Raw genomic sequence first — 25,116 nt, 5'->3', positions numbered from 1 at the left:
CGCTTAGCGAACCCTCACTGGATTCTGACCACAACTGTGTCCGCAGCGCCCGTGGCATCGATCACGGTGAGGCGGGCAAAGCCCGGCCCGGGCGGATCGATCAGGCGCTGGCGCCGGCTGTCGATCTCGCCGACGGCTAGTCCATTGACCAGCATGGTCAGCGGCAGCACGCCCCCGGACACTTTCACCGGCATCACCGACGCCTCGGGACCGGCGGACCGGTCGACATCGATGCGGGAGCCGTTCAGCGGGAACTGAATGTGCGGCGCCTGCTCCGCGCCGGTCCGCACCAGTTCTCCGACCGGCCGGAACCGGCGCAGGGGCAGCGGCAACTTTGAATTGCTGGCGACAAGCGCACCCTTGGGCGGCTTTGGCAGTGTCACCGGCAGCTTGCCGCTGCGGGCAAAAGCGTCGAACAGGATCGGCGCCGCGGCGACGCGGCCGATCAGGCCGGGCACCGGCGCGCCGTCGGGCCTGCCGACCCAGACGCCGATCGTCACGCGGCCGTCGAAACCGACCGACCAGGCGTCGCGATAGCCGTAGCTGGTACCGGTCTTGAAGGCGATCCGGTTGCGGGCTGCGTTTTCCGGCGGCGGGGTCCCCAGCAGCACGTTGCCGACCTGCCAGGCGGCCGCCGAATCCATCAGCCGCAACGGCTCGCGGGCATCGTCGGTGCCCTCCCCGGTCATGATCTCACGCAGCGGCCTGGTGGTGCCCAGGCGCGGGAATCCGGCATAGAGCTGGGCGAGGTCCTGCAGGGTCACGCCGACGCCGCCGAGGCCCATGGCAAGGCCTGGGGCTTCGTCCTTCGGCAGCACCAAATTGCCGCCGGCCTGTTTCAGTCGCGACGACAGCCGGCTGGCGCCGACACGGTCGAGCAGCACGATGGCGGGAACATTCAGGGACAGTTGCAGCGCCTTGCGCACCGGCACCGTGCCCTGGAACGTCATGTCGAAATTTTCCGGCGCGTAGGAGCCGAAGCGCACCGGGCGGTCCTCGATGAGGCTCTCCGGGTGCACGAAGCCGTCCTCGAAGGCGAGCCCATAGATGAACGGCTTCAGGGTCGAGCCTGGCGAACGCACCGCGCGGGTCATGTCGACCTGCCCTGCCCGCCTCTCGTCGAAATAGTCGGCCGATCCGACATGGGCGAGCACGTCGCCGCTGTCATTGTCGACCACGATGATGCCGACCGAGACGTTCGGTCCCAATGCGATGGCGCGATCGCGCGCCAGCGGCTCCAGCACCTTCTGCAGCGAGGCATCCAGCGTAAGGCGGATGATCGGCTGATCCTTGACGGTCGCCGAGGCCTGGTCGGCAGCATGCGGCGCCAGGATCGGCATCGGCTGGCGGAAGGCCGGCACGGCTTGCGCCTTCGCCTGCGCCGCGTCCTCGGCGGAGATCACGTTCTCCGACACCATGCGGTCGAGAACGCGGTCGCGGCCGCGTCGAGCGGCCTCCGGATGCCGGTCGAGCCGCCGCGTCTCCGGCGACTGCGGCAGCGCCACCAAGAGTGCCGCTTCCGCCAGTGACAGCCGCTTCGGCTCCTTGCCGAAATACGCGATCGAGGCGGCACGGATGCCTTCGAGATTGCCGCCATAGGGCGCGAGCGTCAGGTAGAGATCGAGGATCTCGTCCTTGCTCAGCTCTCGCTCGAGCTCGAGCGCGCGCACGATCTGCCTGAGCTTGGCGTGCAGCGAGCGCTGCCGCCTGGGCTCGAGCAGCCGCGCCAGCTGCATCGTGATGGTCGAGCCGCCCGACACGATGTGGCCGTGCGCGCCGAGCTGGATCGTGGCGCGCGCCAGCGCGCGGGGGTCGACGCCGTGATGGTCGTAGAAGCGCTGGTCCTCATAGGCGAACAGCAGTTTCAAATAGGTCGGATCGACGTCCTTCTTCGCGCTGACCGGCAGCCGCCAGCGCCCATCCGCCATCGCATAGGCGCGCAGCAGCTTGCCGTGGCGGTCGACGACGGTGGTGGACACGGCTTTGGCCTCGCGCAGCGGCAGGGGGCCGAGGGAGATGGTGTAGGCGGTGAAGGCAAGGATGACTGCGACGAACAAGAACAGCGCGCCCGCGAGCGGCCGTTTGACGCTCCGCCATCTCCTCGGGTCATGGCCGGGCTTGTCCCGGCCAGCCGCGCCTTCGTCGCCGCGAGCGATGGATGCCCGGGTCAAGCCTGGGCATGACGGAGTGTGCGGCACCGTCCGGCCACCCAACTCACGATCACTCGTTCCACCCTCGCTCATTTCGCCGCGCGGACCTCCACGGAGCCCGTACCGGTCCGACCATAGCGTGAGGGATTGTACATGTCTTCGACATAGGCCTGTGGCAGCACGTATTTGCCCGGCGACACCGCCCGCACCACATAGGCGACCGTGAACACGGACTTGGAATCCGCGGCGCGGTCGAGCGCGGCGGTGAAGCGGTCGTCGCGGAACTCGGTATTGACCGGCTCCTGGCCGTCCTCGATCCAGTCGAGCGTGCCGCTGTCGCCCGACGACACCAGATGCGGATTGTCGATCTCCAGCCCCGCCGGTAGATAGTCGGACACCATGATGTGCCCGTATTCCGGCTTGGCCTCGGTGACCTTCAGCACGACAGCGAAACGGTCGTTCTGCTTCGCGGTTCTGATATCGGCCGGCTTGCCGTCGAGCGTGTAGTAGCCACGCTCGATCTTGAAGCCGTTCGATGCCGCCGGCTCCGGCGTCAGCGGCGAGCCGGAGACGGAGACCACCGCCTGCACCGGCACATCACCGGTGTTGGTGATCTTCAGCGGCTGGCCTGAGAGCTCAGCCGCCTTGTAGCTGCGGTACAGCGCCTGCTTCACCGCCTGCCCGTTGACATCGAGCGTCAGCGTCTCCTTGGCGAGCGCACGCGCCGCCAGCACCATCCACGCATTCTCCTGCGTCGAGGTGTACGGCGTCAGGCCACGCGCTGCCTCGACGCGGGTCACCGCCTGCGTCAGCGTCGCGCGCGGCGCATTGCCTTCGCCGGCCAGTGACACCAATGCCGCCGCATCACGCAGGTCGGAGCCGTAATCGGTGCGGCCGAACACCAGCACCGGCTTCGGCGCGAGGCTGTCGGCGGCTGCCGCATAGACCCGCTCGGCGCGGGCGCGGTCGCCGACCAGCGCGAGCGCCGCGGCGAGCTGCGCCTTGGCAATTGGAGTTGCGAGATTGCCGAGCTTGGTGTCGGCGAGATAGCGCAGGTCGCCGATCGGCGCCGCGCCGTTGCGCGCGAGCACGTAGAGGCCGTAGGCGAGATCGCGGCCGCCGCTCTTCTCTGGCTCCTCGGCATTGACCACCGAGTTCCTGACGCGGTCGAGCGCGCTCTTGAACAGCACGTCCGGCACGGCAAAGCCCTTTTCGCGGGCGCGGGTCAGGAAATCCGTCACGTAGGCATCGAGCCAGGGATCGTCGCCGCCGGCCGACCACAGGCCGAACGAGCCGTTGGAGCCCTGACGCGCCAGCAAGCGGTCGATCGAGTCGCGGATGCGCTGGTCGACCTCGGTGTCCATCGCGAGATGCGCGCCGGCTGCGAGCTCGTTGACATAGAGCAGCGGCATCGCGCGGCTGGTGATCTGCTCCGAGCAGCCATGCGGATAGCGGTCGAGCGCCTTGAGGATGGTTGCCGCATCGAGCGCGGTCGACAGTCCCGCCGACAGCGACACCGTACCGGTGCCCGCCACGAGATCATTGAACATGTCCGATGTCAGCGTCAGGCTCTCGCCCTTCGCGAGCGTGCGGATCGAGCGCCGCGCCAGCACCTGGGTCGCCGGCTTGACGTCGAGCTGATAGTGCCGCGCCAGCGCCAGCCCGTTGGGGCCCTTGATATCGACGTCGAGCTGCGCCGTACCGGTGCCGCTGGCATCCAGCGGCAGCGTCGACGACGCCCGCTGCTTGGCGGCGAGCTTCAGCGTGACGTTGGCATTGCCGGAGACCTTGACCGGGCCGCTGGCCTTGACGCCGACGACATAGTCGCCGGGCGCGCCCTCGACGTTATCGAGGTCGAACGACAGCGTGCCGCGGTCGCCGCTCAGCAAAAAGCGCGGCAAGGTCGCGGTCAACACCACCGGATCGCGCACGGTGACGTCGACATTCGCCCGGCCGACTTTCGTGGCGCTCCATGCGACCGCCATCACCCGCGCAGTTCCTGCGAACTCCGGAATATCGAAGCTGACCTCGACGGTGCCATCGGGCCCGACGGTCACGATGCCCGAATACAGCGCCAGCGGCTTCTGCGTCGGCGGCGAGCCTTGCAGCTCGGCTCCGCCACTGTCACCGCCCGAGCGGATCTGGCCGCGCGTGCCCTGCATGCCGTCGATCAGCTGGCCATAGAGGTCGCGGATCTCCGCGGAGAGCTGGCGCTGGCCGAGATAGTAATCGTCGGGCGCCGGCGGCTTGTAGTTGGTGAGGTTGAGAATGCCGACATCGACCGCCGCGATCACGATCTTGGCGTCCTCGCCGGGATTGAGCCCACCGACCTTGACCGGAATCTTCAACGCCGAGCCCGGACGTACCAGCGCAGGCGGCGTCAGAGCCACGTTGAGCGTGCGCGCTGATTTGTCGATGCCGAACCAGGCGACGCCGAGCGCGCGGCCCGGCATGCGCTGCGCGGCCGCATCGAGCGGACGGCGCAGCGTCGTGACGACGTAGGCGCCGGTGCCCCAATCCTTGCCGACCGCAAGCTTGACTTGGTTGGTACCTTCCTTGACCTCGGTGGTCTGCGTCGTCAGTAGCCGGTCGCCGAGCACGTTGACCGTCAGCTTGCCGGCAGTGCGCGCATTGACCGTCACGATCATGCTCTCGCCGGACTGGTATTGCGGCTTGTCGAGCGAGGTCTCCAAGAGATCCGGCGTGTCGGCGCTGCCGTCGGTGTACCAGCCGACATCGAACTGCAGCGACGTCACCGGGCCGTCGGCATCCGCCGACTTGACGTCGAGGCGATAGCGCCCGGCCTCCGGCTGGAAGCTCAGCCGCGCCGGCTTGTTGGCTGATATCGTGACGTCGCCGTCGCCGACGCGCCGCGTCGATTTCACCGGCTCATACTCCCAATAGGAGTTCTGCCGGTACCACTGGTAGCGCGACTCGATCTTCAGCAGCTCATAGCGCAGCCCGCTTCGCGCCAGCGTCTTGCCCTCCGGCGAGACGAACACGACGTCGAACTCGGCCTTGTCGCCCTCGCCGACGCTCTTGCCGGAGAACGACGGCTTGATGCCGATCTGCGCCGCCTTGGGCGCCACGGGGAGCACCAGCTTGCGCTCGACGGCGCGGCCGCCGGTCTCAGCCAGGCGCACATAGATCTGCGCCTCCTGCGGCCGGCTGGAGGACGGCGGCTTGGGCAGGCTCACCGGGAACGTCGCCGCCCCCTTCTCGTCCGTTTCCGGCATGCCTTCGATCGGGGTGCGCTCGTTGGAGGCGCTCTCCTCGTCGGCGACGCCGAACTGGTAGCCCGGGAACCCCGGCCGCTCGGGCGCGGTCGTCACCAGCAGGTCGCCCTCGAGCTGCAGGCCGGAGGCCGGCGCACCGTAGAGGAAATGGCCGTCGACCTTCACCTCCACCGGAGTCTCAGCCTTGATCTGCTTGTCCTTGGAGCTCAAATCGAATTCCAGCCGCTCGGGGACGTAATCCTCGACCATGAAGGTGGTCTCGCCGACCGCCGTCCCCTTTGGGTCGGTGAAGGCGCGCACGCGGTAGGTGCCGGTCGGCACCGCCGAGTTCAGCGCCACGCTGAACGAACGGCCGCCGGCGCCCTGGTCCGGCAGCACCGCGCGGCGAAACTCGACGCCGTCGGGACGCTCGACGACCAGCGTCAGCGGCGTGCCGGTCATGGCATTGCCCTTGCCGTCGCGCAGCAGCGCGGTGAGGTAGACCGTCTCGTTGGAGCGGTAGACGCCGCGCTCGGAATAGACGAAAGCGTCCGGCCCCGTGGGCGCTTCGCGCCCGGCGACGCCGCGATCGGACAGGTCGAAGGCTGACGTCTTCAGGCTGAGGAAGGCATAGTCGGTCTTCTCGCCCGACACGGTCAGCATCGCCGGCGACAGCCCGCCCTCGCCACGCGCCAGGCCCGTCTCGAACAGCACGTGGCCGGCGTCGTCGGTCTTGCGCGTCGCGAGGATCTCGTTGTTGCGCGCCACCAGCCGCACCTCGGCACGCGCGACCGGATCGGTCGACGCCAGCGAGTTGACGAACACATGGATGCCGTCATTGCCGGAGAACGCGGCGACGCCGAGATCGGACACGATGAACCACTGCGTGGCGAGCTGGCCGCCGCTGTCCTCGTCATTGCCGCTGGTCGGGCCCTTCGGCGCGGCCGTCATCACATAGACGCCCGGCTGCATGTCGCTGAGCGCCTGGTCGACCGGGAACGCCGTGGTGACGTCCTGGTTCAAGGTCATCGTGGTCGAGAGCTCGCCGCTCCACACCTTCATGCCGCGCTCGTTGCCGAGGTCGGTGAGCTGGTAGCTCGACAGCGGCCGCTGGAAGTCGCTGTCGATGACGGTGTTGATCAGGTTGCGGTCGCCGATCCGGAACACGTTGACGGTGACCGCGGGCGTATTGACGCTGACCAGCGGAATGCCCTTCTGCCCGGTGCGCGGCAGCACATAGGCCTTGCCGGTGAAGCGCACGAACGGCTTGCGGTCGCGGACATAGATGTTGAACTCGGCCGATTTCGGCAGGCTCTCCTTGACGCCCGACGGCAGTCCGGCACGAAGATTGATGTTATAGCGCTCGCCATGCTTGAGGCCTTCGACGCAGAGCTGCTTGTCCTCCGAGGTCAACGCCGGCTTGTCGGTGCCGGCCTGCGCCACGAAGGGCGAGAAGTCGGTGCGCTTGGCGAGATCCTCGGAGAACTGGAAGCAGGCGCGCGGGCTCGCCGAGTCCGAATCCACGGTATAGTCGAGCAGCTTGAAGCCATGCTCGTCGCGCATCCGCTCATACTGCCCGCGGACGTCAGCGACCTCGCGCAGTTCGAGCGACATCCGCAGCGTATCCAGCGCCGGCCGCCACAGCTTGCGCTCCGCCATGGTCTTGCCGAGCACCGCGAGCGCGTCGGCTTCCTCCCCGGCATTGCCGGCGCGCTGGTAGGCGATGTAGGCCGCCGTCGAGGCGCGCTCCAGCAGGAAGGTCTGCTCCGAGGAATTGATCGGCTTGATCTGGTTCAGCACGGTGCGCGCCAGCCGCAGCCAGTTGCCGGAATCATCCGGCGCAGCGGTCGCGATCTGCCCGAGGATCTGCAGGCCTGTCCGCAGGTCGTTCCGCCGCAGCGCCGCGTCGGCATCGGTGCGGAGCATCGCCAGCGGCTTGTTCACCGCCCCCGCCTCGCTCTTGATCTGCGCCTCCAGCTTGATCGCGGCATCGGCGAGGTCGTCGCGCTTGAACGCCTTGTCGGCGGCAAGGGCAGCACTGGCGGAGGCGAGGCCAAGCACCAGGGTGGCGCAGAGGGCGACGGCGCGAACCAGACCGGTCATGGGCAGCTCCTTGGACGTTTCCTTGGACGTGTCGTCAGCCGGCTCTTCGGCACGGGCGGATGGCGGTCCGTGTTTGGCCGATTCGTGGCGAGAATGGACGCGAAATGGTGACGGACTGATGGCGGCGGTTGCAGCGGCCAGCATAGCGGCCCACCGCGGGGGCGGCCATCGGCGAAAGGGCGCGGCCGGAAAAATGGGGTCATCAACGGCAATTCACAGCCTGCAGCATATCGGCACAGCCCGCGGCGGCCGTTCATCCGCCACCGCTGGCGCGGGACCCAGGGGCATGCGCCCTCCTCCCGCCTCCGCTTGGTCGCGCCTGGCCCGGATCCGGTTCGGCCGCTCTTGGCGAAACCGAAGATTTTTCCTATGAACCCTGCTATGGATGCCGCGACCGGACGGGCTTCACGGCCCCGCGGCATTCATCCCGTGACGTGATCGCCTGACGCTCACGCCGTGACGACGGTCCCATAGCTCAACTGGATAGAGTAGCGGATTTCTACTCCGCGGGTTGCAGGTTCGAGTCCTGCTGGGATCGCCAGTCGCCACGCCAGCGCCATCTTGGCGCCCCGCCACTCGTCCATTTTGAAGCATTGCCGTGAACGACAGGGCGTGCGCACCCGAGTTCGCCCTCGTTTGGCGGGCGCGTAGCCATGGCGTTGGGGGGCTCGGTTGGCGAAACATGAGGCATCCCGGTTTCTGGTCAGAATCCTGCGGTCCCGATTCCGCGACAACAAGACGGAGCTGTCCGAGTTGCACCGTCACATCCGGCGCGGCGACATCGTCTGCGACATCGGCGCCAACAAGGGCAGTTTTCTCTACTGGCTGGCACGGTGGTCGGCGCCGGGGCGGGTCATCGCCTTCGAGCCCCAGCCGGACCTTGCCGAACGATTGGCGCGGCTCTGCTCCCGGTTCTCGCTCGACAATGTCGTCGTCGAACCGCGCGCCGTCTATTCGTGCTCCAGCAGGAAAACCCTGTTCGTTCCCGAAGGGCATCAGCCCGGAGCTTCGCTGCTCCGGCCCGCCGAGACCTCGAAGGCGATCCAGGTGCAGACGACGTCGCTGGACGACTATCTCCCTGACACCGCAAACGTCTCTGCGATCAAGATCGACGTCGAGGGTGCCGAACTCGACGTACTGCGCGGCGCCGAGCGCACCTTGCGCCGATGCCGGCCGTTGATCGTGGTCGAGTGCGACCGCCGCCTGGCGACGCTCGACAGGGTGAAGGAGACATTCTTGCTCCTGCGGGGTCTCGGCTATCGGGGCCAATTCCTGAGCCGCGGGAGATTGCTTCCGTTGTCTGCCTTCGACCCGGAAATCCATCAGCGCGCCGATGGCGAATGGTTCTGGAAGCGGAAGGACTATTGCAACAACTTCATCTTCAGGAGCGTGCGCGCGCCGACGTCCTGTGACCACGAAGCTTTCCTGGCACCGATCGAAACCACTTCGCCGGGCGCACGAAGTCGTCCTGAAACAGTCCCCCGGCAAGTTGCCCAGCATCACATCGACTGATGGGGGTTACCGATGTCCACGTTGCTGAGCTTTATTTTCGAATCCTATTGCCTGAGCTGCCGGGCGATGTTTCCGGAGCTTGATACCGGTCAGCCGACCGTCGCTGAGTAGCGCGCGCCGAGCGGCCGGACTCTCGACCCGAGGTTCAGCCGCGCGGACCCAGAGGTTCTGCTTTGGCTGTTCGCCTGCGACGCAGGATGCCTCGCGTGCATTAAGCTTTCCTCTTCAGCTTAACGCCGGCTTCCATTTGACGCCGACGCCCTTCGTCCGCCACGTGCTGGGCGATGGAGTTGAACCATGTTCGAACTAGCCATTTTGACTGCAATCTGTTTCATCGCCGCCGTCGCCCTCACGATCATTTACCAGCGGCGCCAGGATGTCCTGTACGGCCCCTACATTACCGATGTCTCGTGGCGGACGGCGCTCCCCGACGACCGCGTCGAAGCGTCGTCATCCTGAGCCTGGACGCACTCCCGGAATGCTCCCGCACAAGCCGTCGCGATCACGCCAGGGAAGAGTGGCGGTGCGCCCGACGCCCGATTTCAGAAGCCGATGCGCCCGCCAGAATCGTTAAGCAGCGCATCGAGCCGGTCCGGGCTCATGCTTTGTCCGCCGGGCATCTCGATGCTGACGCAGGCGGCGCCGAGACGCAGATAGGCATTGGCCGTCAGCAGCGCGTCCTGCGCGCTGCGGCACCTGATGGTGGCGATCGCGCTGGCGCTTTCGGCCCGTACGGTGAAGGACGCTGCGGCCATGAAGGACTGGCTCATCTGTAAGCGGCGGCTGAAATGAAGCCGAAGCTTATTCAGAGGAGCCCGACGGTATCATTGAGGTGGATCAAAGCAGCCAGCCGAAGACTTCGCTAAGCGCCCCCCTCAGCTTCGGTTCAGCGACAGGCTGATGCGGGTGACGATGCCGTCCCAAGCGCGCTCCCAGACCCGGGGGTAGTTGATCAGCACGCAATGCACGTAGCCGCCAACGAAGTTGCAGCGATTGTACCAGACATAGTCGCCCTTGTAGCTCGACACCGCGAAGAATCGCGAGGTGACGCGCTTGTATTGAATATTCGGCGGAGGGTTCTTCCTGGCAAGGAACCGCGCAGGTGACTCCCGCGCGTTATTCGATACCGACTGCACGGTCAGATTGGCGCGGCCGTCGGCAGTCTGGAAGCGTTGGCCGTAGCCCTCGGGTTGGCCCGCCGTGTCGCTGAAGATCGAGACCGGAATGTCGACCGATGTGCCGGTCTCCGGGATCCTATAGGTGTTCCAGCGAACCGATTGGGCCGTCGCGGCGGTGCTCCAGCAGGCGGCGCACGCAAGCACTGCCATCGCCTTGATGATCGGATTCATGTGTGTCGTCCCGAACGGCTTGAGCACGCGATGACGTTGGATCACTTTCGCGGCCGCGCGAAGGCAATGTCCGACATCAACGGCAGGCGAACGCACGACACCCGCCGAAGTTCATGGCTCCCGCAGGTCCCGTGCTCGATCGCTTCCATCATTGAACGCGGGAGGGGGTGAGGTTCCGGGTTGCCGCCGGACCGTCACCAGCCATGAGCTCGTTCGTTCCGGTCTCGGAGGGCTGCTCCAGCCTTCGCAAGAAGGCATCCAGTTGCGGCGCGAGTTGCGAGACGACGAACCTCGAGCCTTCCGGGGTGAAATGGATGGTATCCCAGACGATCGGGGTTTCCGCGTCAACCGTCAGCGGACAACGCCTCTTGCTGCAAATCGTGTCGAGAATGGAAACGTACTGAACGAGCGGATACGCGCGGGCGATCTCTCTCAGACGATCGTCCGCCTCGAACGACGCGTCCTTCGGCATCAGCGAATTGCCGATCGGGACGTGCGTCTGCTCATGGTTGAACAACGTCGGAGCCAAGGGAGCTGGAAACTCGATCGAGGGACCGAGCAGCAGAACGGGAACGCCCGTTTCCTGAGCGACCGCCAGCAGCGCGTTCAAATAACCGTCGACGCGCCGTGCGGGAGGCCGGCCATAGGTTTCGAGATAGGCGCGCCAATTGCCGGAAAGAATGATGGCGTCAAAGCGGTGCGCCTTGATCTGATCGCGCAGCAGCTGATTGACGTCGTTACAGTTTCGCGAGCTGCTCAGCTTGAGTTCGACGAACGGCGGGCAGCCCCCTGACGTGAGCTGCAGAAGATGGTAGGCATCGGACGACAGGTAGCCGCGCAACGCCCAGGCATAATGCGCGGCAAGGCTGTCGCCGGCGAGCAGAATGTTGCGCTTGTTTGCAGCCGGCTTCAGGCACGCCTCGAGGTCATAGGCGGATGCCGGCTCATCGGGCTGCAAGAAGCAGCTGTGCGCACGATAGAACGGCTCCATCGTCCGGGAATCGTACCGGAGCATTCGTGCTTGTGATTGCGGGAAGCGATCGGCGTAGCCGTCATGCGCGACGCCGTGAACTCCGACCGCGACGATGACGGCGGCAATACCCGCGATCACCGGGGAGCCACGCACGCCAACCCATACCGTTCGTGCGCGCGCAGGCCACTCGACGATGACGTAGGACAGATAGGCCAGCAGCAGCGAGCACAGCAGGAGTCCAACCGTAGCTGCCGCCGAGGTCGCAACATCCAGCGGCAGCGCGGCCCTGCCGAGGACGAAAACCGGCCAGTGCCAAAGATAGAGCGAGTAGGACAGACGGCCGAGGAATGCTCCGAGCTCACTGAACGGCAGCCCGGGTCTGCCCTCCTCCTGATTGAACGCGACGATGTAGACCGCAGCACCGACACAGGGGACCAGCGCGTGCAATCCCGGAAAGCGGGTCTCTGCGCGGAAGATGACCACGGCAAGCAGCATGGAGACCATGCCCGCGGCCGCGAAGGCCAGGCGCGTCACGCTTCCAACCGGCGACCATTGATGCAGGAAAAACGTAATGCTTCCGATCAGGAACTCCCAGGCCCGCAGCGGGGCGATGTAGAAGGCGGTCGAGGGCGATTGCTTGATCCAAAGCTCGTCGAGCACACACAGCGCGATCGTTCCGAGGATGACCAGCCCGAGCGACGGCTTCGACGTTGGATCGGGAAACAGCCGGCTCCAGAGCCAAGTCACGACCGGAAACAGGAAGTAGAACTGCTCCTCCACCGACAATGACCAAGTGTGGATGAGAACCTTACCGATCGTTGGTAGATCGAAATAGCCGGTCTGCGACCAGAAGAAGACGTTCGACGAAAACAGCACCGTGGAGATCGCGCTTCCGAAGAACATTCGGTAGTCGCCTGGAGGCGCCAAGAACCACGCGACCATCCCGGTGACGACGATCATCAAATAGAGCGCCGGAAGCAGCCGCCTCGCCCTCCGCTCGTAGAACTCAATGAAGGAAAACGAATCGGATTGAATGCCGGTCCAAATGAGCCGGGAGATCACATAACCGGAGATGACGAAGAAGATGTCGACGCCGACAAACCCACCGCCAAAGCCCGGCAGCTCGTAATGAAATCCAATGACCGAAACCACGGCTACGGCGCGCAGCCAATCGATGTCCGGCCGGTACTCCAAAACCTTTGTGCGCGTCATCCTGGCAGCCTGGGCGGGCCGTTCGCCCTAACAGGTTACCTGCTGACATGTTCCAAAATGAATTGCAACATTCAGAAACACACGGAAATACCGTTGTTGGTTGGTGTATCCGAATTGCCGCACCGCCTCAGGAGCCCATCACGCGGGGATGCTGGAGGATAGCGGGCACGGCCGGCGCCCATTCCGCCTGCGGCGTCATCCGCTTCGCATCAGGAGGATTGGCGATCGGTCGCGACATCCCGGTACTGACATGGGGACGTGATCGAAAGCTCGACAGAGCAGCGAGAACGCGCAGCATCCGTCCAGGCCCACCTTGCGAGCAAGCCAGATCCATGCGCCGCGCTCGCGCGCGCTGCCCAACGCAGCCTTCGACCCGACGGCCGCTCGGGTGTCGGTAACTACTCAACCTTGGGCCTTCTCTTTTTGCTCAAGCCTAGCAACGCGCCTTCATCACCGAGGGCGGGCATGCCACGCGCGCTTCCTCCATCATGATTCATGAACTGCCCATCATGCTGGCGCCTCAACTGGGCTCGACCCGAGACGCCCGTGCGATCCCTGCTCGATGAATGTGGGGCTGTTGTATGATGAGCACACCCGCCAGCGAGATTTCGGCGACCGGCTTCCGTCGTCACCACCCACATGATACCAGTCATGCCAAAGAAACCGGCGAGCGAGTGGCGACATCGCCATAGCCGTTAATACCTCGCCACAAATTGGCCGAGGTCGAGGTGAGCTGCCTCTATACTTGGAGTTGCTTTTGCAACCGCATTGGCGCCGTAGCCCGGATGGTGCTCGTCGCCACCGAGCCGCGCAGGCTGAGCACGCTCAAACCGCCTCCCTGAAGGAATTAAGCTTAAAAACGTGCGGCGCCGCGTCTCCGCAACCTGGCAACTTCTTTCAACAGCCAAGACGTGCAACAATACTGCACGCAACTAATATCAACCTCAGATTTAATTTACTGATCATTTACTTTCCGCAACTTTGCCCCAAAAACTGCACGATGCTGGGTTCCTCTTTCACAATTAGAACTCTTCTGGGACTCTACAAAAACCACCTCCCCAGAAACGGGATCTAACAACCTCGGATATACTTTTCATAACTCACTCTCCGTCTTCGTTTCGCGTACAGAGGTCCCACAATGACAACACTCATCAAGGCTCTCCCGACCCATCTCGAAGAGACCCGTATCGACACCGAGAAGCTGCGCACGATCCTGATGCTCTGCGGCGCCACGGCGTTTGGCTTCATCCTCCACGCCACCTACGGTCTCGATCTCAGCTACGCCTTCTTCTGATTTGATCAGTCAACCGGTCGCGGGCTGGCGACTCTTCATTGCCGGACGCGATCGGCGTCGGTCCCGACTCGCGGGGTTATTGAACGGCCCCGCGCGTCGCCTTTTCGAAGCGATACGCGCCACGCGAAGAATATGGCAGATGCCGTCAATCACAGGCTTGATCGTGCTTTTGCACAGCCTGGCCGCGCCGCTCCCACAATTCCGCCGCGACGACGCGACACGCTGGGGCTGTTGAGAATTGCGGTTGCTTGAGGACGAGTAGCGTCATGCGTTCACCAGTATATGATCTCTATCAGATGAAGCAGGATCGCTTGCCGAAAGGAGCCCGTTCGGCATGGCTGAGGACGAGGCCGAATGAGCCTCCCCCCATCGCCGATGACTGGGTCTTCGTCGGCAAGGAACGGCATCCGAGCCGGTGGACGGTCGCAGAGATGAATGAAAAAGGCACCTGCTACCGCGAGATTCCGATCTGGCTATCGAGCCGCCGCAGCATGATGGCTGGATCGGCGGCCGAAAACGGCGCTCAGCCGCCGGCCGCCTGAGATTTCATCGGGGGTCGCGGACAAGGCCGCGATACGCGAGGTTCGTCGGCATCCTCGCCAGCGCGCAATGAACGAGGGCGACGGTCCTAAGCGAGTTGGACGCCGTAATAGTCGTCGACCTTGCGCCCCGCCCCGGCATCCCCCCAGTCCCACTCACGCTCGTCGGAATATTTCGGCGCGCCCCGCAGCTGGTTCTCGGTCACGCCGGTAACGTAGCCGCCGAGTCGCGTGTCGTACTTCAGGGATTGCCAGGGCAACGGGTAGTGATCATTGCCAAGCCCGAGGAAACCGCCGAAGCCCAGGACGGCATACGAGACCCGCCCGCTCGGCTTGTCGATCATCACGCGTTCGATGGTGCCGATCTTGGTGTCGTCGGCGCCATAGACGGCCGTGCCTTCGACCTTGTCGCTTCCAATCAGGTTGCCATATTCGCGTTCATCGAGCATCGATGTCATGTGATCCTCCCGGTGCTAGTGGATCGATAACGTTCGGCCGTCACCGGCCGTTCCCAAGGGCCTGAAGGGCTCTCAGTCACCCGCCGACAGGTTACTGTCCTGCTCGGGATGACGTGTCGCCTCGCGGGACGGAGCATCGGGAGATGTGGTCCTATGAACCTGCTGCGCACGCTCCTTGTCGGCGGGCTGATCCTCCCCGCGTCCTGTCCTGACGATGCCTTGGCCTTGCTGCGCCATCGGATGGCTCTCCTTGGTTGGTGATCCACGAAGGGCGTCGGATTGGATAGTGCCGACGCCACTCCGATTCGATCGAAAACGACGCGGGCCGCGCCCGTTCGTTCCTCCCTGAGCCAACAGGCCGCAGAGCCGACCAGTGCATCTGGCGCGCGACACGGTGCTTTCAGCGATCCAAATGAAACGTTGGTGGTCTCAGGCCGTTGACCACGTCACTCGAGAGGAGACACCGCATGGCAGGCGATCGCACAACGTCGATGTCCCGCCGCCAGATGGTCGGAGGCACCGCAACGCTTGCGGCCGCATCGCTGACCTCGGCAACAGCGAAAGGACGCGAGACGATGGCCGCAAATTCAACCCCGCCCGAACCGCTCGTCGACCCCAAGGACAAATATCCGAAGCCGCCGTTCGAACACCAGTCGCAGCCCTGGCCGGGTCTTGCGAGCAAGATGTCGCCGCGGCCGGATCACGGTGAAACCAGCTACAAGGGTTCCGGGCGTCTCGCCGGGCGCAAGGCGCTGATCACTGGAGGCGATTCCGGCATGGGACGCGCGGCCGCCATCGCCTATGCGCGGGAAGGGGCCGACGTCGCGATCAACTACTACCCGACCGAGGAGCCGGATGCGCAGGAGGTCATCGCGTTGATCGAGGCCGAGGGGCGAAAGGCCGTCGCCATCCCCGGCGATCTGCGCGACGAGGAGTTCTGCCGGCGGCTGGTGCAACAGGCCGTCGATGCGCTGGGCGGACTCGACATCGTCGTCAACAACGCCGCGCGGCAGCAGGCACGCCAGTCGATCCTGGATGTCTCGTCCGAAGATTTCGACGCGACGATGAAAACCAATATCTATGCCCCGTTCTGGATCATCAAGGCCGCCCTGCCCCATCTGAAGCCGGGATCGGTCATCATCGGCACTTCGTCCGAGCAGGCCTACGATCCCTCTCCCGACCTCTATGACTACGCGCAGACCAAGGCGGCGACCATGAACTACGTGAAGTCCCTGGCCAAACAGCTCGGGCCGAAGGGCATTCGCGTGAACGCCGTCGCTCCCGGGCCGATCTGGACGCCCCTTCAGGTCTCAGGCGGGGCCACTATGGAGAAACTCGAAAAATTTGGTGGTCAGACTCCACTCGGTCGTCCTGGCCAGCCGGTGGAGCTTGGATCGATCTACGTCCAGTTGGCCGCTGCGGACGCGAGCTACGCCAACGGGCAGGTCTATGGATCTTCGGGAGGGTCCGGGCAGCCCTGAAGCCGCCCGCCTCGCTCAAATGCGGGTGACAGGCTGCGGAAGCGTATACGCTTCCGTATGCACCTGACGGATCGTTGTGAACGCAGCGACAGCCGACGCCAAGCTGAACGCAGTCAGTAGCGCAATGAGAATCGTTCGTGGGGTCATCGGACGCTCCTGCATTCTAATTGGTTACTCGTGCCGCGCAGCCTTCGGCTCGCCGAGCGGCGCAATCTCGCCGTCGAGCCAGTCCTGCTGGAGGGCGAGCGCATTCCAGCCCTGGGCCATGCGCCGATAGCGCCGGAAGGCCGGCTCTTCCTGCGTGCGCTCCGCAAGCTGGAGGCAGTTGTCCGCGTTCTCTCTGAAAAGATCTGATTGTTTCATACAAATTTAGCTGGTGGGCGCCGCGCGCCGATGCAATCGTGTTACACGATATTAATGATCATGGAACTGTCGGCAGTTCTCTATCGAAAGCGGAGAGCAGTACGTTCTGTTCCAAGTTGCAAGATGGTCGTGAGACCGAGCATCACAACGCTCTGCCGTGAATTGCTGACTCTCTGACCTCTTCCCTTTCGGGATCGCGTCGCAGCCCTGGACTGCATTGTCATCCCGCGCTCCGAACAACGAGGTCCCCGCTGCACCCGCTGCTTGCTGCGCTGCGGTCGGAGCGTTGCGGAACTGGCGGGCGCATCGCCCGTCGCTCCCGGGCCGCGGGACTTGGCGGTGGACGACCATGAAGGCGGCCACGACACTGAGTTGAGAATCGTGCTTCTCGTAACCCCTCGGCACGACCAGCGAAGGCTAATCTCTGGCTTGGTTCCGATGGAAAGGGACGGCTCATCCTCGCAAGAGAGAAAAAGAATTCTGGAACGTTCCGCCTGGAGTGGAGTTGAGCCATTTGTGCCGGCAAATGCCAGTTCCATCAGCCGGAGAAATCGGCCTCCCGGCTTGATTTGATTAGTTGCCGCGGCTTCTATGCCGCCCGTCATAAGTGTCTCAGATTCTTGATGGTAGACGATTCTGACTTGGGGGGAACTTGATGAGCGATGATGCTGCTGCCGGTGCGATGCCCATGCGCCAGGGGTTCGGTCGCCACGGCAACGGAGCCGAGGCGGCCGATGCCAGCCAGGATCTGCTCCGCGTCCTCCAGGCCATGCGTTCCGGAGATTTCTCCGTGCGCATGAGCGGCGACTATCTCGGCATCGACGGCAAGATCGCTGACACGTTCAACGAGATCATTGCAGCCAACGAGCGGATGGCGCAGCAGCTCGAGCGCGTCGGCCAGGTCGTGGGACGCGAGGGAAAGACGCGCCAGCGCGTGCGGTTCGGCATCGCCAGCGGTTCCTGGGCGGATATGGAGAGCTCGATCAACACGTTGATCGACGATCTTCTATGGCCCACTCGCGAGGTGACTCGCGCGGTCGCCGCCGTGGCCCAAGGCGACCTCCTGCAGACCGTGAAGCTGGATGTCGATGGCCGGCCTCTGGGCGGCGAGTTCCTGCAGTCGGCGACGATCGTCAATACGATGATCAAGCAGCTCAGCGTCTTCACGTCCGAAGTGACCCGCGTGGCGCGCGAGGTCGGCACCGAGGGCAAGCTCGGCGGCCAGGCCCAGGTTCCCGAAGTCACGGGCGTCTGGAAGGACCTGACCGAGAGCGTCAACTCGATGGCCAACAACCTCACCGGCCAGGTCCGCAATATCGCGGAGGTGACGATCGCGGTTGCCAATGGCGACCTGTCGAAGAAGATCACGGTCGACGTGCGTGGTGAAATTCTGCAGTTGAAGGAGGCGATCAACACGATGGTCGACCAGCTGCGCTCGTTCGCGTCGGAGGTGACGCGCGTGGCCCGCGAGGTCGGCACCGACGGCAAGCTCGGCGGCCAGGCCATCGTTCCCGGCGTTGCCGGCACCTGGAAGGACCTCACCGACTCCGTCAACGCGATGTGCGGCAACCTCACCGCTCAGGTGCGCAACATCGCCAACGTCACCACTGCGGTCGCCCGCGGTGACCTGTCACGCAAGATCACGGTCGATGTGCGCGGTGAGATCCTGGAGCTGAAGGACACCATCAACACGATGGTCGACCAGCTCAACGCCTTCGCATCCGAGGTGACGCGCGTGGCGCGCGAGGTCGGCACCGAGGGCAAGCTCGGCGGCCAGGCGCAGGTGCCAGGCGTTGCCGGCACCTGGAAGGATCTTACCGACAACGTGAACTTCATGGCGTCGAACCTGACGGCGCAGGTCCGCAACATCGCCGACGTCGCGACCGCCATCGCCAGCGGCGATCTATCAAAGAAGATCACGGTCAACGTCTCCGGCGAGATCCTTCAGTTGAAGGAGACGCTGAACACGATGGTCGACCAGCTCAATGCGTTCGCCGGCGAGGTCACGCGCGTGGCGCGCGAGGTGGGCACCGACGGTCGGCTCGGCGGCCAGGCCAACGTGCTCGGCGTTGCCGGCACCTGGAAGGATCTCACCGAGAGCGTCAACTCGATGGCGTCGAACCTGACGGCGCAGGTCCGCAACATTGCCGAGGTGACGACCGCCGTCGCCAACGGCGACCTGTCGAAGAAGATCACCGTCGACGTGCGCGGCGAGATCCTGGAGCTGAAGGACACCATCAACACGATGGTCGACCAGCTCAACGCGTTCGCCGGCGAAGTGACGCGCGTGGCGCGCGAGGTCGGCACCGAGGGCAAGCTCGGCGGGCAGGCCATGGTGCGCGGAGTCGCGGGCACCTGGAAGGACCTGACCGACAGCGTCAACTCGATGGCCTCGAACCTGACCGGCCAGGTCCGCAACATCGCGGAGGTCGCCACCGCCGTCGCCAAAGGCGACCTGTCGAAGAAGATCACGGTCAACGTCTCCGGCGAGATCCTTCAGCTGAAGGAAACGCTGAACACGATGGTCGACCAGCTCAACGCCTTCGCCGGTGAGGTGACCCGCGTGGCGCGCGAGGTCGGCACCGACGGCAAGCTCGGCGGCCAGGCCGAGGTGCCCGGTGTGGCCGGCACATGGAAGGACCTCACCGACAGCGTCAACTCGATGGCCGGCAATCTGACGGCGCAGGTGCGCAACATCGCCGAGGTGGCGACGGCCATCGCCGGCGGCGACCTGTCGCGCAAGATCACGGTCGACGTGCGCGGCGAGATTCTGAGTCTCAAAGAGACGCTGAACACGATGGTCGATCAGCTCAACCGTTTCGCGGGCGAGGTGACGCGGGTCGCCCGCGAGGTCGGCACCGAGGGCCGGCTCGGCGGCCAGGCCAACGTGCCCGGCGTCGCCGGCACCTGGAAGGATCTCACCGACAGCGTCAACTCGATGGCCGGCAATCTGACGGCTCAGGTCCGCAACATCGCCGAGGTGACCACGGCGGTGGCGCGCGGCGACCTGTCGCGCAAGATCACCGTCGATGTGAAGGGCGAGATCCTGGAGCTGAAGAACACCATCAACACCATGGTCGATCAGCTCAACGCCTTCGCATCGGAGGTGACGCGCGTGGCGCGCGAGGTCGGCACCGAAGGCAAACTGGGCGGCCAGGCCGAGGTGCCCGAAGTCGCAGGTACCTGGAAGGACCTCACCGACAGCGTCAACTTCATGGCCTCGAACCTGACCGCGCAGGTCCGCAACATCGCCGAGGTCGCGACCGCGATCGCCGGGGGCGACCTGTCGAAGAAGATCACGGTCGACGTGCGCGGCGAGATCCTGCTGCTCAAGGACACCCTGAACACGATGGTGGAGCAGTTGCGCTCGTTCGCGGCCGAAGTGACGCGGGTCGCGCGCGAGGTCGGCACCGAGGGCCGGTTGGGCGGTCAGGCCGTTGTGCCCGGCGTCGGCGGCACCTGGAAGGATTTGACCGACAACGTCAACCTGCTCGCGGCCAATCTGACCACGCAGGTCCGCAACATCGCCGAGGTGACCACGGCAGTGGCGCGCGGCGACCTGTCGCGCAAGATCACCGTCGACGTGAAGGGCGAGATCCTGGAGCTGAAGAACACCATCAACACCATGGTCGATCAGCTCAACGCCTTCGCCGGCGAGGTGACGCGCGTGGCACGCGAGGTCGGCACCGAAGGCAAGCTCGGCGGACAGGCGCAGGTGCCGGGCGTTGCCGGCACCTGGAAAGACCTCACCGATACCGTGAACTTCATGGCGGCGAACCTGACCGAGCAGGTCCGCGGCATCGTCAAGGTCGTGACCGCCGTCGCCAATGGCGATCTCAAGCAGAATCTCACGGTCAAATCGAAGGGCGAGGTCGCAGCGCTCGCCGACACCATCAACAACATGACGGAGACGCTGGCGACCTTCGCCGACCAGGTGACGAGCGTGGCCCGCGAGGTCGGCGTCGAGGGCCGGCTCGGCGGCCAGGCCAACGTGCCCGGCGCGGCCGGCACGTGGAAGGACTTGACCGGCAACGTCAACCTGCTCGCGGCCAACCTGACGTCCCAGGTGCGCGCCATCGCCGAGGTCGCGACCGCCGTGACCAAGGGCGATCTCACCCGCTCCATCCAGGTGGATGCCCGCGGCGAGGTGGCCGAGCTCAAAGACAACATCAATACGATGATCACCAATCTGAGGCTCACCACCGACCTCAACACCGAGCAGGACTGGCTCAAGACGAACCTCGCCAAGTTCACCAACATGCTGCAGGGCCAGCGCGACCTGACCACCGTCGGCCGCCTGCTGCTGACCGAGCTGACGCCACTGGTGAACGCTCACCGCGGTGTGATCTACCAGGTCGAGACCGAGTCCGCGCCACAGCTGCGCCTGCTCGCCTCATACGCCGATGACGGCATCTATCCTCACCGGACGCACGTCCAGTTCGGTGAGGGGCTGATCGGGCAATGCGCGATCGACAAACGCCAGCGGCTGGTCTCGGAGATCCCATCCGACGTCATCCCCGTGGGCTCCGCCCTACTCCGCGCCGTCCCTAAGAACCTCGTGGTGCTGCCGGTGTTGTTCGAGAACCAGGTCAAGGCGGTGATCGAGCTGGCGTCGCTCAGTCCGTTCACGACGTCGCAGATGACGTTCCTCGAGCAGCTCACCGACTCCATCGGCATCGTGCTCAATTCGATCGAAGCCACGATGCAGACCGAGGGACTGCTGAAGCAGTCGCAGCAGCTCGCCGCGGAGCTTCAGACCCAGCAGCGCGAGCTGCAACAGACCAACGAGCAGCTCGAGCAGAAGGCGCAACAGCTCGCCGAGCGCAACGTCGAGGTCGAGCGCAAGAACCAGGAAATCGAGCAGGCCCGCCGCGCGCTCGAGGAAAAGGCGACCGAGCTCGCGCTGACATCCAAGTACAAGTCCGAGTTCCTCGCCAACATGTCGCACGAGCTGCGCACGCCGCTCAACAGCATCCTGATCCTCGGCCAGCAGCTGACCGAGAATCCGGACGGCAATCTCACGCTCAAGCAGGTCGAGTTCGCCCGCACCATCCATGGCGCCGGCACCGATCTGCTCAATCTGATCAGCGACATCCTCGATCTCTCGAAGATCGAGTCCGGCACCGTGACGGTCGACGCCGAGGAGATCCTCACCACCAACCTCCTGGAGACCGTGGGGCGTCCGTTCCGCCACGAGGCGGAAAATCGCCTGCTCGCCTTCAACATCGACGTCGACCCGAACCTTGCGCGTAGCATCGTCACGGATTCCAAGCGCTTGCAGCAGGTGCTGAAGAATCTGCTCTCGAACGCCTTCAAGTTCACCGCCGAAGGAGGGGTGCGCTTGAAGGTGTCTGCGGCGCTCGGCGGATGGAGCGCAGAACATCCGGTGCTCAACACGGCACCGGCCGTGATCGCGTTCGAAGTCTCGGACACCGGCATCGGCATTCCGCAAGACAAGCAGAAGCTGATCTTCGAGGCGTTCCAGCAGGCGGATGCCGGCACGAGCCGCAAATATGGTGGCACGGGTCTCGGGCTCGCGATCAGCCGCGAGCTCGCCAACCTCCTGGGCGGCGAGATCCACCTCAAGAGCGCCCCCGGCAAGGGCAGCACCTTCACGCTGTATCTGCCGCTCAAATATTCAGGTCCCGCAACGGCGCCGCGCATCAGTCCGGCATCGCCCGTTCCCTACGTTCAACCTCCAGCCCTACAGCAAGCGGCCGCGCCAGAGCGCGGGATCGAGCCCCCGCCGGACGATCGTCTCGATCTCGAACCCGGCGATACGATCCTGCTCGTGGTCGAGGACGATCCACACTACGCGCGCGTCCTGATCGACCTCGCGCGCGACAGGGGCTTCAAGGTCCTGACCGCCAGCCGCGGCGCCGAGGCGCTGGATCTCGCCAAACAGTATCAACCGGCCGCGATCTCTCTCGACGTCTTCCTGCCGGACATGCTCGGCTGGACCGTTCTGAGCCAGCTCAAGCATAATCCGCTGACGCGGCACATCCCGGTGCAGATCATCACGCTCGACGAAGACCGCCAGCACGCTTTGGCGCGTGGGGCCTTCTCCTTCGTCAGCAAGCCCACGACAACGGAAGGCGTCAGCGCGGCCCTGTCGCAGATCAAGGAATACGCGAAGCCGCGACGCAAGCGGCTGCTGATCGTGGAGGACAACGCGGCCGAGCAGCTCAGCATCCGCCAGCTGTTGGATCACGACGACATCGAGATCATCGCGGCGGATACGGGAGCTGCGGCGCTCGAGACGCTGCGCAGCGCACCGTGCGACTGCGTGGTTCTCGATCTGCGGCTGCCCGACATGAGCGGGTTCGACGTGCTCGATCAATTGCGCTCCGACGAGTTCTTGTCGAGCGTCCCGGTGGTCGTCTTCACCGGGCGGGAATTGTCGGCCGAAGAGGATGCGGAACTGCATACGATGGCGCGGAGCATCGTCGTCAAGGGCGTGGAATCGCCGGAGCGGCTGCTCGACGAGACGTCGTTGTTCCTGCACCGCGTGATTACGGAACTGCCGCTCGAGAAGCAGCGCATGCTCGAGAAGCTGAACAGTTCCGACGAGGATCTGATCGGCAAGACGGTGCTGCTGGTCGACGACGACGCCCGCAACATCTTTGCTCTCTCCAGCGTGCTGGAACGCCGCGGCATGAAAGTGCTGACGGCCACCACCGGCAGCGAAGCGATCGACCTGGTGCAGAGCAATCCCGCGATCGCGATCGTCCTCATGGACATCATGATGCCGCAGATGGATGGTTATCAGACGATCGGCGTCATTAGGCAAAACCCCGCCTTCGTCCGGCTCCCCATCATCGCGTTGACCGCGAAAGCCATGAAGGGAGACCGCGAAAAGTGTCTCGAAGCTGGCGCCTCCGATTATCTGGCAAAACCCGTCAACACCGAGCAGCTGCTTCTTGCGATCCGCATGTGGCTGCACCGCTGAACGGCTCATCATGATGGAACATGCGAAGGTCAACATCCTCTTGGTCGACGATCAGCCGGCGAAGCTGCTGGCCTACGAGGTCATCCTTAAGGAACTCGGCGAAAACCTCGTAGTCGCCACGTCTGGTCGCGAGGCGCTCGAAATTCTGCTGAAGAACGAGATCGCGGTGATTCTCGTCGACGTCTGCATGCCTGAGCTCGACGGCTTCGAGCTGGCGCAAATGATCCGTGAGCATCCGAGGTTCCAGAAGATTGCGATCATCTTTATCTCCGCCATCCAGGTGAGCGACTTCGATCGCCTTCGTGGCTATGAGATGGGCGCCGTCGACTACGTGCCGGTGCCTGTCGTGCCGGAGGTGCTGCGCGCCAAAATCAAGGTTTTTGCCGAGCTCTATCGCAAGACACGCGAGCTGGAACATCTGAACCTTGAGCTGGAGGACCGGGTACGGGCCCGCACCGCCGAGCTTGAGCGATCGACAGCAAAGCTCGTCGAGAGCGAGCAGCGTCGGAGCATGGCGATCGCGGCCGGCAGGATGGGCTCGTGGGACTGGGACGGTGTCAATGGCGACTGGATGTGGGACGAGGGGCAGTACCGCATCTTCGGCGTCACGCCGCAGAACTTCGAGCTGAACACCGTGAACATCATGGCGCTGCTGCACCGGGAGGATGCCGAGCGCGCCCGCCAGGTGGTCACGGAATTCAGCCGTGGCGCGACGTCGTATGAGGCTGAGTTCCGGATCCACCGGCCCGATGGCGAAGAGCGGTGGTGCGTGGGAACGGCCGCGGCGACCACCGACAGGACCGGCCGCGTGGTCCGCGTCAGCGGGGTCACGATCGACATCACCGAGCGCAAGCGCGCCGAGGAACGCCAGAACCTGCTGACCCGCGAGGTCGATCATCGTGCCAAGAATGCGCTGACCTTGGCTCAGTCGATCGTTCGCCTGACCAAAGCCGACAGCGTGAAGACCTATGTCAACGCGGTAGAGGGGCGCATCAGCGCACTGGCCCGCGTTCACACCATCCTCTCGCTATCAAGCTGGGAAGGTGCGAAAATAGGTAGGTTGGTGGCCGAAGAGCTCGCGCCCTATGCAACCGGCGGCCAGGTCGCCTTTGACGGAGTCGATCTGCAACTCGAGCCTGCGACCGCGCAGACGCTGGCGCTGGCGCTGCACGAACTGGTGACAAACTCGGCCAAATACGGAGCGCTGTCGGTCCGCTCCGGGCATCTCTCGGTCAAATGGAGCATCGAGGATGAGCGCCTGGATCTGATCTGGATTGAAACCGGCGGTCCCTTGGTGCGCGCGCCGACCTCGCGCGGCTTCGGCACGCGCAGCCTGATGGCCAGTGTGGAAAGCCAGCTCGGTGGGCGCGCCTCGTTCGACTGGCGTCCCGAGGGATTGGTGTGCCGGCTGGTCGTCCCGCTCCGCCCCGGCGCGACCCCGCCGGAGATCACGAGCCCTTGCGCGACGGCGGCGCCGGGCGACGCACGACAACGGGCTGCGGGCTGACCGCTCCGGAT

General features: G+C 64.7%; 14 protein-coding genes and 1 tRNA gene. 8 read left to right on the top strand and 7 right to left on the bottom strand.

Annotation, left to right across the window (positions count from 1 at the left end):
* Positions 1–14 precede the first annotated feature (14 nt).
* Both pbpC and ACQR0U_RS06060 read right to left on the bottom strand, forming a co-directional pair.
* On the bottom strand, positions 15–2,243 hold the full coding sequence (gene pbpC / locus ACQR0U_RS06065; protein ID WP_434872102.1) for a penicillin-binding protein 1C: 2,229 nt from the start codon (positions 2,241–2,243) through the stop codon (positions 15–17).
* A complete protein-coding gene (locus tag ACQR0U_RS06060) occupies positions 2,240–7,468 on the bottom strand; it encodes an alpha-2-macroglobulin family protein (RefSeq protein ID WP_434843065.1) in 5,229 nt (1,742 codons plus the stop codon). Before ACQR0U_RS06060 ends, pbpC begins: the two co-directional genes overlap by 4 nt.
* A gap of 464 nt (positions 7,469–7,932) precedes the next feature.
* On the opposite strand from ACQR0U_RS06060, the gene ACQR0U_RS06055 reads away from it, so the two are divergent.
* From ACQR0U_RS06055 to ACQR0U_RS06045, 3 genes are all read left to right on the top strand, one after another.
* Positions 7,933–8,009: transfer RNA gene (locus tag ACQR0U_RS06055), tRNA-Arg, on the top strand.
* 131 nt (positions 8,010–8,140) lie between these two features.
* Positions 8,141–8,980 (top strand): FkbM family methyltransferase, encoded by an 840-nt coding sequence (locus tag ACQR0U_RS06050; protein WP_434872101.1) that lies wholly within the window; start codon positions 8,141–8,143, stop codon positions 8,978–8,980.
* 297 nt (positions 8,981–9,277) lie between these two features.
* Positions 9,278–9,439 carry a hypothetical protein gene (locus ACQR0U_RS06045; RefSeq protein ID WP_315751088.1) on the top strand — a complete coding sequence of 54 codons (162 nt, stop codon included), beginning with the start codon at positions 9,278–9,280 and terminating at the stop codon, positions 9,437–9,439.
* Positions 9,440–9,522: 83 nt separating this feature from the next.
* On the opposite strand, the gene ACQR0U_RS06040 is transcribed toward ACQR0U_RS06045, so the two are convergent.
* The 3 genes from ACQR0U_RS06040 to ACQR0U_RS06030 all read right to left on the bottom strand — a co-directional run bounded on the left by ACQR0U_RS06040 (position 9,523) and on the right by ACQR0U_RS06030 (position 12,514).
* Complete coding sequence (locus tag ACQR0U_RS06040; RefSeq protein WP_315711835.1) at positions 9,523–9,735, bottom strand: hypothetical protein; 213 nt, start codon at positions 9,733–9,735, stop codon at positions 9,523–9,525.
* A gap of 120 nt (positions 9,736–9,855) precedes the next feature.
* Positions 9,856–10,329, bottom strand: a complete 474-nt coding sequence (locus tag ACQR0U_RS06035; RefSeq protein WP_315827573.1) for a hypothetical protein — start codon at positions 10,327–10,329, stop codon at positions 9,856–9,858.
* 148 nt (positions 10,330–10,477) lie between these two features.
* Complete coding sequence (locus tag ACQR0U_RS06030) at positions 10,478–12,514, bottom strand: acyltransferase family protein (protein ID WP_434843066.1); 2,037 nt, start codon at positions 12,512–12,514, stop codon at positions 10,478–10,480.
* 1,138 nt (positions 12,515–13,652) lie between these two features.
* Between ACQR0U_RS06030 and ACQR0U_RS06025 the strand changes: the two genes are divergently transcribed.
* Complete coding sequence (locus tag ACQR0U_RS06025) at positions 13,653–13,808, top strand: hypothetical protein (RefSeq protein WP_315711831.1); 156 nt, start codon at positions 13,653–13,655, stop codon at positions 13,806–13,808.
* A 266-nt stretch (positions 13,809–14,074) separates the two neighbouring features.
* Entirely contained in the window at positions 14,075–14,350 is a 276-nt protein-coding gene (locus ACQR0U_RS06020; protein WP_315712614.1) for a hypothetical protein, read from the top strand.
* 86 nt (positions 14,351–14,436) lie between these two features.
* On the opposite strand, the gene ACQR0U_RS06015 is transcribed toward ACQR0U_RS06020, so the two are convergent.
* Positions 14,437–14,805, bottom strand: coding sequence for a PRC-barrel domain-containing protein (locus tag ACQR0U_RS06015; protein ID WP_315711829.1), 369 nt, complete (start codon positions 14,803–14,805; stop codon positions 14,437–14,439).
* A 467-nt stretch (positions 14,806–15,272) separates the two neighbouring features.
* Between ACQR0U_RS06015 and ACQR0U_RS06010 the strand changes: the two genes are divergently transcribed.
* Positions 15,273–16,286: an SDR family oxidoreductase gene (locus ACQR0U_RS06010; RefSeq protein WP_434843067.1), complete on the top strand. Its 1,014-nt coding sequence runs from the start codon at positions 15,273–15,275 to the stop codon at positions 16,284–16,286.
* Between the two features lie 171 nt (positions 16,287–16,457).
* Here the strand turns inward: ACQR0U_RS06010 and ACQR0U_RS06005 are convergent, their stop codons facing one another.
* Positions 16,458–16,649, bottom strand: a complete 192-nt coding sequence (locus ACQR0U_RS06005; RefSeq protein ID WP_315711826.1) for a hypothetical protein — start codon at positions 16,647–16,649, stop codon at positions 16,458–16,460.
* Between the two features lie 688 nt (positions 16,650–17,337).
* Here ACQR0U_RS06005 and ACQR0U_RS06000 point away from each other — a divergent pair.
* Both ACQR0U_RS06000 and ACQR0U_RS05995 read left to right on the top strand, forming a co-directional pair.
* Positions 17,338–23,598 carry a HAMP domain-containing protein gene (locus tag ACQR0U_RS06000; protein ID WP_434843088.1) on the top strand — a complete coding sequence of 2,087 codons (6,261 nt, stop codon included), beginning with the start codon at positions 17,338–17,340 and terminating at the stop codon, positions 23,596–23,598.
* Between the two features lie 13 nt (positions 23,599–23,611).
* Positions 23,612–25,105 carry an HWE histidine kinase domain-containing protein gene (locus ACQR0U_RS05995; protein WP_316165451.1) on the top strand — a complete coding sequence of 498 codons (1,494 nt, stop codon included), beginning with the start codon at positions 23,612–23,614 and terminating at the stop codon, positions 25,103–25,105.
* Positions 25,106–25,116 lie beyond the last annotated feature (11 nt).

The organism is Bradyrhizobium sp. HKCCYLRH3097, from assembly GCF_051167875.1.
Classification (GTDB): domain Bacteria; phylum Pseudomonadota; class Alphaproteobacteria; order Rhizobiales; family Xanthobacteraceae; genus Bradyrhizobium.
Note: the sequence above shows the minus strand (reverse complement) of the source record. Positions and strands in the feature narration are given on the sequence as shown.

Coding starts and splice junctions, on each gene's coding strand:
- ACQR0U_RS06010 (WP_434843067.1), top strand. CDS start 15,273: ATGGCAGGCGATCGCACAACGTCGATGTCCCGCCGCCAGATGGTCGGA.
- ACQR0U_RS06030 (WP_434843066.1), bottom strand. CDS start 12,514: ATGACGCGCACAAAGGTTTTGGAGTACCGGCCGGACATCGATTGGCTG.
- ACQR0U_RS06015 (WP_315711829.1), bottom strand. CDS start 14,805: ATGACATCGATGCTCGATGAACGCGAATATGGCAACCTGATTGGAAGC.
- ACQR0U_RS06045 (WP_315751088.1), top strand. CDS start 9,278: ATGTTCGAACTAGCCATTTTGACTGCAATCTGTTTCATCGCCGCCGTC.
- ACQR0U_RS06000 (WP_434843088.1), top strand. CDS start 17,338: ATGCGCCAGGGGTTCGGTCGCCACGGCAACGGAGCCGAGGCGGCCGAT.
- ACQR0U_RS06040 (WP_315711835.1), bottom strand. CDS start 9,735: ATGGCCGCAGCGTCCTTCACCGTACGGGCCGAAAGCGCCAGCGCGATC.
- pbpC (WP_434872102.1), bottom strand. CDS start 2,243: ATGAGCGAGGGTGGAACGAGTGATCGTGAGTTGGGTGGCCGGACGGTG.
- ACQR0U_RS06025 (WP_315711831.1), top strand. CDS start 13,653: ATGACAACACTCATCAAGGCTCTCCCGACCCATCTCGAAGAGACCCGT.
- ACQR0U_RS06060 (WP_434843065.1), bottom strand. CDS start 7,468: ATGACCGGTCTGGTTCGCGCCGTCGCCCTCTGCGCCACCCTGGTGCTT.
- ACQR0U_RS05995 (WP_316165451.1), top strand. CDS start 23,612: ATGGAACATGCGAAGGTCAACATCCTCTTGGTCGACGATCAGCCGGCG.
- ACQR0U_RS06020 (WP_315712614.1), top strand. CDS start 14,075: ATGCGTTCACCAGTATATGATCTCTATCAGATGAAGCAGGATCGCTTG.
- ACQR0U_RS06005 (WP_315711826.1), bottom strand. CDS start 16,649: ATGAAACAATCAGATCTTTTCAGAGAGAACGCGGACAACTGCCTCCAG.
- ACQR0U_RS06035 (WP_315827573.1), bottom strand. CDS start 10,329: ATGAATCCGATCATCAAGGCGATGGCAGTGCTTGCGTGCGCCGCCTGC.